An 8,339-nucleotide genomic window follows, 5' to 3' on the forward strand; every position below is an offset into this window, starting at 1 on the left:
CGGGAAAGCCTTCGATTGATGTCAGCGACTTTGCCCGCTCGAGGTTGGCGCGCCAGCCATAGCCGGCGATCGAGGCGACATTGATGATGGCGCCGCCTTCGCGCAGGCGAGGCGCCACGGCTTCCGACAGGGCGCGAAGCCCGTAGAAATTCACGGCGAGTGTCGAGACGACGCCGGTGCTGCCGGAAAGGCCGGCGACATTGGCGAGCGCGTCGAGGCGCACCGGAAGCTGCGCGACGATCTCGGCAACGCCTGATGCCGTGGACAGATCGCCCTTGATGAAGGCGGCACCTCCACTGGCAGGCTCGCGCACATCGACGCCGATGACCTCGGCACCCATCTGCCCGGCCAGTTCCGCCGTGCGGGCGCCGATGCCGGATGCGACGCCGGTCACCAGGATCGTTTTACCAAAAAGCATGAGCGTCACCTTTCACAAGAGAGTCGGGAAATAAGCCGGCTCATTCTTCCCATTTGATTTTATGCGGACCGGGCAATTTCAGCCGATAGCCGACCGGCAGAAGTTGAAAATCGAAGCGGCGCTCGATTTCGCCCCAAAGGCCGCGCGGCAGGTAGAGCGAGAATATCAAGGCCGTGGCGCCGAGGCCGATCAGGTACCAGACGCCGGCTGCGCCGAAGACGGTCTCGATCACGAAGAACAGGATGGCGCCGAGGATCGCGCCTTCGAACTTGCCGATCCCGCCGACCAGCACCATGAAGATCATGTAGGCCGTCCATTGGACGCTGAAATAGGTCTTCGGCTGGAAGGTCGTGGCGGTCGCCAGCCACAGGCCTCCGGCGACCGCGATGCCGAAGGCGGCGAGCACAAAGAGCAGCCTCTTGGTTGCGATCACGCGCACGCCGAGCGAGGTTGCCGCCTCCTCATTGTCGCGGATCGCCTGCATGGCCGCACCGGCGCGGCTGCGCATCAGGATAAAGAGAGCACCGAGCAGGGCGGCCATGGCCGTCAAGGCGAGCCAGTAGATCGTCGCCCGCCGCGTCGCGCCGTCATAGACGTTGAGTGAGATCAGCGAGGTTCCCGTTTCCCCCTGGATCAGCCGGTCGAGGTTGACGAGCAGGTGGGCGAGTTCTGCTATCACCCACATGCCGATCGCGAACTCGCCGCCCTTCAGGCGCAGCATGAACAGCGACAGCGGGATTGACAGCGCGCCGGTCACGATCGCGGCGGCAAAGAGCGAGACGAAGGGATTGAGCCCCGCATCCGCCAGGCGGATGGTGAAATAGGCGCCGAGGCCGAAAAACACCTGCTGGCCGACCGAAACGAGCCCACCGAAACCGGCAAGCGCATTCCACATGGCGGCAAGGATCACGTAGATGAACAGGGCGGTCATCCGGTCGATCGCGCCGGCGCCGAGCACGGCTGGGGCAAACATCAGCAGGACGAGCACCGCGGCCATGCAGCCAAGCGCCACCCGCGACGACTTCGTCCAGCGCTCTATCGATATTCCGTTCGAGGCAAGGGTCGCGTTGGGGCTCATGTCGGGCTCCGGAGACGGGTGCGCAGTTTGAGAGAGGCGCCGAATTTGTCGAGAACCGGCATGCCGAAGCGGAACAGCCGAACGAAAAGCACCAGCAGGAACACGACATGGCCGCCGATCAGGAAGCCTTGTGGATGCAATTGGGCGCCGAGCGATTGGGCAAGGCCGAGAACGATGCCGCCGGCAAGCGTGCCCCATAACGATCCCGCTCCGCCGATGACGGCCGCCTCGAAGGCGAAGAGGAGCTGCGGGCCGCCGGAATAGGCGCTGAAGGTTGCCCGCATCCCGAGAAAAGCCCCGGCGATCCCGACCGTGACCATGGTGATCGCGGTGGCGACGGCGTTTACCCTGCGGGCGTCGATGCCGACCAGCCCCGCCGTATCGGGATCTTCCGCCGTGGCGCGGATCGCGCGACCAAGCGCAAAGCGGCTCAGGAAGAACTGCAGCCCGCCGAGAATAAGGACTGCCGTCACCATCATCATGACCGCAAGCTTGCCGACGTAGATGTGGCCCGGCAGCTGCCAGGATGCATAGGACAGGTTGCCGATGAACGGCGCGAGCGAGCGGGTGTCGGCGCCGAACTGCTCGAACAGCAGGTTGTCGATGACGATCGACAGGCCGAAGGTCGTCAAGATCGGCAGGAGCGTGCCGCCGCGGGCGCTGCGTTCCAGAATGAAGCGCTGCAACAGCCAGCCGGCCGCCGCCATGATGGGCAGCACGATCAGCAGGCCGGCGAAGGGCGGAATGCCGGCTTTGGCGGCGAGCAGCCACAACCCGTAAGCGGCTGCGACCGCCAGGCTGCCATGCGCGAGATTGATGATCCGCATGACCGAGAACATGAAGGACAGGCCGCAGGCGATAACGGCGTAGTAGCCGCCGAGCAGAATGCCCTGGAGCAGGGTGTTGATCACGATGCGCTCCTTTCGCCTGATGTCCGGTGCAATCCGAAATAGGCTTGAGTGACGTGCTCGCGCGTGACGGCCGCCGCCGGCCGGTCGAGGACGATGCGTCCTTCCAGCATGCAGATGACACGGCTTGCCACGCTCATGGCGCGGGCGAGATCCTGCTCGACGAGCACGATGGTCGTTCTCGAGGTGAGCAGCGCCTGCAGCTGGGCATAGACGCGATCGACGACCAGAGGCGAAAGTCCGAGCGAGACCTCGTCTAGGAGAAGAATATCGGGATTGCTCATCAGCGCCCGGCCGATGGCGGTCGCCTGCTGTTCCCCACCCGAGAGGTGTCCTGTCTTGGCGTGACGGCGGGGTTTCAGGTTCGGAAAGGCGTCGAGGACGCGGTCGATACTCCACTCGCCCTTGCGGCCGGAGCTCTTTCCGAGAAGCAGGTTCTCTTCCACCGTCATCTGCGAGAACAGGCGCCGGCCTTCCGGTACCAGGGCGATGCCCTTGGCGATCCGCTTGTGGGACGGCACGGCAGCCAGATCTTCATCGTTGAGGAGGACGCGGCCGGAGGATGGCAGATGAGCGCCGGCGATCGATCTAAGCAGCGTCGTCTTGCCGGCGCCATTTGCGCCGACCAGCGCCAGCACCTCGCCCCTGGCAAGATCGAAACTGAGGCCGCGCACCGCCTGGAGCAGGCCGTGGCGGACGTCGAGGTCGCGGATGGAGAGAAGGCTCATGCGGGTGTCCCTCCGAGATAGGCCTTGACCACCTCCGCATCGCTCATGACCATTTTCGGTTCGCCATCGGCGATGATCCTGCCGGCGTCCATGCAGATCAGCCGCTCCGCCACCTGCAGGAGGATATGGACGATATGCTCGATCCAGACGATGCCGATGCCGCGGCGGCGCAGTTCGAGGATGGTTTCCACCAGTTCGCTCGCCTCGCCATCGGTCAGGCCGCCGCCGATCTCGTCGAGCAGCAATAGCCTCGGCTGCGTGGCAAGCGCACGGGCAAGCTCCAGGCGTTTGCGATCCAGCAGACCAAGCGTGTCGGCGGGGCGGTTGGCGACGCCAAGCATGCCGCAGAGCGAAAGCGAATCCACCACGCGCCCATAGGCCTCGTCGCGGCTTGCGGCATTGCCGTGCGATGCGGCGACGAAGACATTTTCGAAGGTGGTCATGCCGCCGAAGGGTTTGGGGATCTGATGGGTCCGGACGAGCCCGGAGCGGCAGCGTTCAGCCGCCGTCTGGCGCGTGACGTCGACGCCGTCGAAGGTGATGCTTCCCTCATTCGGCGGGAAGGCGCCGGCGAGCACGCTGAGCAGGGTCGTCTTGCCCGCGCCGTTCGGCCCGACAATGCCGACCGCCTCGCCATCGCCCATGGAAAAATCCAGATTCTCCAGCACCACCAGCGCGCCGAACCGCTTGTGGATCCCCTTGGCCGAGAGAAAGGCTCCCCCCGGCCGTCTTTGAGCTTCCCGCTGCAGCACTGTTCGTTATCCGTTATAGGCGGTGAGCTTGGCGCCGACCGGGACATTCGGGTCGGTGGCGTTTTCGGTGACGACATAGTCGAGCGCGAATTTCGAGCCCTCCGGCGCTTTCACCCATTGCGTGCCGATGATCGGTCCGGGAGAGACGTTGGCGACGGGGCCACTGGTGAAGTCGACCTTGCCGGCGATCGTGGTGGTCTTCAGCGTGCCGATCGCTTTGGCGACGGCCTCTTTGCTCTTGACGTCGGTGCTGGCCTTCAGCGCATCGAAGCCGGCGTCGAGAAGCGCAAGGCTGGCGCCGAGCTGCTGCGTCCACTGCTTGCCGCTTGCCGTTTCATAGCCGTCGGCAAGTTCGGTTCCGGAGACGCCCGTCAGCGTGGATTTGTAGGGGAAGGCCTTGTGCCAGTAGGCGGCGCTGCCGATGTTTAGGCCGAGGTCGCCGAGCGCCTCGATGTCGGAGGGAAACAGGCCCGTCTTGGCGATCTGGCAGATCTTGATCTGCTGGGTGAGGCCCTGCTGTGCGGCCTGACGCCAGAAGGCGGCGAAGTCGGGCGGTATCGGGAACGAGTTGAAGATCTCCACGCCTTCCTGCCTGAAGAGAGCGATCTGCGCGGTAAAGTCGGTGGTTCCGGTTTCGTAGGCTCCGGGATCGACGATGGTGAAGCCGGCCTTGGAAAGCGCCGGCGCCAGATGGGTGCGGATCGCATTGCCGTCGGCGTCGTTGGGATACATGACGCCGACCTTCTTGTTGGTCTCGATCAGGTTCCACTGCGAAACATAGGCCTTGTGGAACTCTTCGACGCCGAAGCCGAAATGATAGGTCCACTTGAACGGCGAGGGCGCGCCCGGCTTGGCGCCGCGGCCGAAATACCAGGCTTCCCAGGGCATGACCGTCGAGAGGCAGGGAATGCCTGATGCTTCGCAGGCGTCGGCCACCGGATTGATGGTTTCGGGCGTCGAGACGGCGAGCATCAGGTCGATCGCCTGGTTGTTGATGAGATCCTTCGCCAGCTGGCCGGCGCGCGACGGATCGGACTGGGTGTCCTGGTCGAGAATCTCAACCTTCCATGTCTTGCCGCCCGCCTGCAGGCCGTTCGCCAGCGCCTTGCGCGCCAGTTCCAGCACATAGCCGTCCGTTTCGCCGAAGCCGCCGAGAGGGCCGGTGCGCGGGCTGATGAAGCCGACCTTCAGCGTATCGCCGCTTTGAGCGAAGGCCGTGCGGCCGGAAAGCGCCAGCGCCGCACCACCCGCCACGGTCGATGCGATGAAAGAGCGGCGGCTCAGCGATGCCGCGTTGATTTTTCGGCTGCGGAAAATGCCGTTCATGAAATCATTCCTCCCTCTTGATCGGGCCTCCCAGCCCGTTCCCAGTGATCATTTCGGCCGATCTCAATTCAGATCGGGTAGTGCCGTTTTCCCGAGGCCATGGTGATCCATCTAAGCTCGGTGAATTCATCGATCGCGGCCTTGCCGCCGAAGCGGCCGTAGCCGCTTGATTTGACGCCGCCGAACGGCATTTGCGGCTCGTCGGAAACAGTCGCCTCGTTGATGTGGCAGATGCCGGATTCGAGCCGCATGGCGACGGCAAGTGCTGCATTGACGTCGGCGCTGAAGACGGCGGCCGACAGCCCGTATTCGTTGTCGTTGGCAACCGTCACGGCCTCGTCGACGCTGCCGACCCGGACGATCGCCGCGACCGGTCCAAAGCTCTCCTCGCGGTAGAGGCGCATGGCAGGCGTCACGTGATCGATGACGGTCGCGTCCATCAGCGTGCCGTTGGCCTGGCCGCCGCAGACGAGGACCGCGCCCTTTTGCAGGGCATCCTCGACGAGCGATCGGACACGCCTGATGGCCTCAGTGTTGATCAGCGTGCCGAGCGGCGTGTTGCCGTCCCTGGGATTGCCGGCAACGAGGGTTGCGGCTTTCGTCCGGAACTTGCCGACGAAACCGTCGGCGATCTCGTCCATCAGGATGATCCGCTCGGTCGACATGCAGATCTGGCCCTGGTTCATGAAGGCGCCGAAGGCGGCAGCGCGCACGGCCTCGTCGATATCGGCATCGGCAAGGACGATGAACGGCGCCTTCCCGCCGAGTTCGAGCAGGCAGCGCTTGAGATGCCTTGCCGCGGATTCGGCAATGATCCTGCCGACACGGGTGGAGCCGGTGAAGTTGATGCGGCGCACCGCGGGATGGGCGATCAGCGCATCGACGACAGCGGCGGCATCGCTCGGCGCATTGGAAACGACATTGACGACGCCGCGCGGAAAGCCGGCGTCACACAGGATGTCGCCGATCAGGCCATGGGTCTTCGGGCAGAGTTCGGATGCCTTCAGGATGACGGTGTTGCCGCAGGCAAGCGGCATGGCAACGGCGCGGGTGCCGAGGATAATAGGTGCATTCCAAGGGGCAATGCCGACGCAGACGCCTGCCGGCTGACGGACCGCCATGGCAAGGCTTCCGGGAATGCCGGAAGGAATGAGCTCGCCGGATATTTGCGTGGTCATCGCCGCGGCCTCTCGGAGAATATCCGCGCCGAGCCGGCAATTGATCGCCGCCCATTGCGCGGTGGCGCCGGTTTCGCCGGTCATGGCGGCAACGAGTTCGGATGTGCGGGCCTCCAGGATGTCGGCTGCGGCATTCAGAAGTCTGCGCCGTTCGCCCGGGCCGGTCTGCGACCAGTCCGGAAAAGCGGCCGCGGCCGCATTGGCTGCCCTTGTCATGTCGGCAACGGATCCTGCCGAGGCGATCGTTGCGACGTCGCCGGTCAACGGATCGATGCGTTCGAAGGTGGCCCCTTCGGAAGCATCCATCGCCTCGTTGTTGATCATCAGCTTTGCCGAAAACACCGTTCCACCCATTCCCCACGCGTTGTTTCCGCGTGACGACGCTCGCACTGTTGCCATGGGAGAAAATGAGCGGACGCGGCGCCACGAGGGCCGCCTGACCGTTCCTGCATCTGTTGAAGTGCCTCCTCCCAAAGGCTGATGGAGAGAAGGTTACGCCGATCTGGCGCGGATGGAATGCGATTTATTGGGTTAATATTGTAATTATCCGGTGATATCAGCATTGTTTGACCTGAGGGATGGAGGAGAAGCGTTGGCAACGGACGGGGGGATTCATCGCTATGCCAGGGGCGAGTGGCACGGGCCGTCGCTGTCGCACCGGCGTATCCGTTTTCAAAAAGGGCTGTACGCCGATTTCCACCATTTTCTTCTGCTCGGCGAGGGGAGTGGGGAGCTTCATTTCGACAATGGCGAACATCGGCCGCTGCACGGACCGCTGCTTGCCTTCCTGCCGCCGCAGGCGCGATGCGACCTGTCGATATCAGCCGGAACCGCGGCTCATCTGGTCGGGGCTTCGCCGCAGATCATGGTCGATGCGATCGGCGACAAGGTGGAATCCTATTCGCTGCGCATCTTCACCGAACAGCGCAAGCTGGTCGAGGCACTGGATCCCTCGGCAGTGGCCGAAATCAGCCCGCTGATATCAGGCTTCGTGCGGGAACTGGGCGATCCCTCCCGCTCCTCCTGGATGGTTGCATCCGCCTATATCAGGCTCATCCTGATGGCGCTGTGGCGCGGCTCCGATGGCGAGAGAAGCGAGCAGCGCGGGCAGGGCGAAGTGGGATCAATCCTGCAGAGATATCGCCAACTCGTCGAGGCCGGTTTCCGCCAGCACCGGCCGATCAGCGACTATGCCGCGGAACTGGGCGTCACGGCCGACCGGCTGCATTCCACCTGCCAAAGGGCGCTCGGCCGCTCACCGATCCAGCTTCTGCACGAGCGCGTGGTGCAGGAGGCAAAGCTCAGATTGGAGCGCTCGGCCCGCAATATCCAGGAGATCTCCGACAGCCTCGGCTTTCGCGACCCGACCTATTTCAGCCATTTCTTCAAGCGCAAGACCGGCCTTTCCCCCGCCGGCTACCGCGAGATCGCCCGCGCTTCGGCCGGCTCGGAAAACAGCATGCTGTCCTCGGGCTATGCGGATTGGCCTTAGGCTGAGGGCATCGATCAAAGCGAGAATTTGCGGTCTGTCGAAGCATCACGCCAGCTTTGCGCCGGGAGCGGACATCATTTCAAGTGCATGCTGAACAACACGAGTGCGACGAGCGTCACCAAGATTGCGATCACAGCGCGCTCTACCCATCGCATAAACTTCGACTTGGAGAGGCGGCCCGATAACGCGTCGCTCAAAAGCTGTCCAAGAAATAGAAGCAAATTATCCATCGCGTCTCGATCTGGCGGCTGGGCCTAAAGTGTCATCTCCTGCGCTCATCACGCCTCCGGCAAGGATCGATTTCAAAATCCTCCTCCACCTGGGATCGATCTCGCCGGTTTGTAATCGGGCATTTACCAGCTTTCAATCTGAACGAACCCTCATCTTGGAGGCAACGGTTGTTTTGTTTACAATCAAATTGCTAACAAGGGTTGCGCTGATTGCTCTTCATTAAGATTG

At 63.4% G+C, this 8,339-nt stretch carries 8 protein-coding genes; 1 reads left to right on the forward strand and 7 read right to left on the reverse strand.

What is annotated here, in order from left to right; all coding sequences use genetic code 11:
- The 7 genes from FY112_RS03465 to FY112_RS03495 all read right to left on the reverse strand — a co-directional run.
- The coding region (locus FY112_RS03465) for an SDR family NAD(P)-dependent oxidoreductase (RefSeq protein ID WP_151517703.1) at positions 1-418 on the reverse strand (418 nt) is incomplete at its 3' end.
- Between the two features lie 40 nt (positions 419-458).
- Positions 459-1,496, reverse strand: a complete 1,038-nt coding sequence (locus FY112_RS03470; protein ID WP_151517704.1) for a branched-chain amino acid ABC transporter permease — start codon at positions 1,494-1,496, stop codon at positions 459-461.
- Positions 1,493-2,407 (reverse strand): branched-chain amino acid ABC transporter permease, encoded by a 915-nt coding sequence (locus tag FY112_RS03475; protein ID WP_151517705.1) that lies wholly within the window; start codon positions 2,405-2,407, stop codon positions 1,493-1,495. Before FY112_RS03475 ends, FY112_RS03470 begins: the two co-directional genes overlap by 4 nt.
- Positions 2,404-3,132, reverse strand: a complete 729-nt coding sequence (locus FY112_RS03480; protein ID WP_151517706.1) for an ABC transporter ATP-binding protein — start codon at positions 3,130-3,132, stop codon at positions 2,404-2,406. The genes FY112_RS03475 and FY112_RS03480 overlap by 4 nt, the downstream gene beginning before the upstream one ends.
- Entirely contained in the window at positions 3,129-3,884 is a 756-nt protein-coding gene (locus FY112_RS03485) for an ABC transporter ATP-binding protein (protein WP_181018139.1), read from the reverse strand. Before FY112_RS03485 ends, FY112_RS03480 begins: the two co-directional genes overlap by 4 nt.
- A gap of 6 nt (positions 3,885-3,890) precedes the next feature.
- Complete coding sequence (locus tag FY112_RS03490) at positions 3,891-5,210, reverse strand: ABC transporter substrate-binding protein (RefSeq protein ID WP_151517707.1); 1,320 nt, start codon at positions 5,208-5,210, stop codon at positions 3,891-3,893.
- Between the two features lie 68 nt (positions 5,211-5,278).
- Positions 5,279-6,742 (reverse strand): aldehyde dehydrogenase, encoded by a 1,464-nt coding sequence (locus FY112_RS03495; RefSeq protein WP_151517708.1) that lies wholly within the window; start codon positions 6,740-6,742, stop codon positions 5,279-5,281.
- A gap of 238 nt (positions 6,743-6,980) precedes the next feature.
- Between FY112_RS03495 and FY112_RS03500 the strand changes: the two genes are divergently transcribed.
- Positions 6,981-7,880: an AraC family transcriptional regulator gene (locus FY112_RS03500; protein ID WP_151517709.1), complete on the forward strand. Its 900-nt coding sequence runs from the start codon at positions 6,981-6,983 to the stop codon at positions 7,878-7,880.
- Positions 7,881-8,339: the final 459 nt, after the last annotated feature.

It is taken from the genome of Rhizobium sp. PEPV16, from assembly GCF_008919455.1.
Classification (GTDB): domain Bacteria; phylum Pseudomonadota; class Alphaproteobacteria; order Rhizobiales; family Rhizobiaceae; genus Rhizobium; species Rhizobium leguminosarum_Q.

Excerpts from the sequence above, each read along its gene's own strand:
- FY112_RS03470 (WP_151517704.1), bottom strand. The coding sequence starts at position 1,496 with ATGAGCCCCAACGCGACCCTTGCCTCGAACGGAATATCGATAGAGCGC.
- FY112_RS03480 (WP_151517706.1), bottom strand. The coding sequence starts at position 3,132 with ATGAGCCTTCTCTCCATCCGCGACCTCGACGTCCGCCACGGCCTGCTC.
- FY112_RS03490 (WP_151517707.1), bottom strand. The coding sequence starts at position 5,210 with ATGAACGGCATTTTCCGCAGCCGAAAAATCAACGCGGCATCGCTGAGC.
- FY112_RS03495 (WP_151517708.1), bottom strand. The coding sequence starts at position 6,742 with ATGGGTGGAACGGTGTTTTCGGCAAAGCTGATGATCAACAACGAGGCG.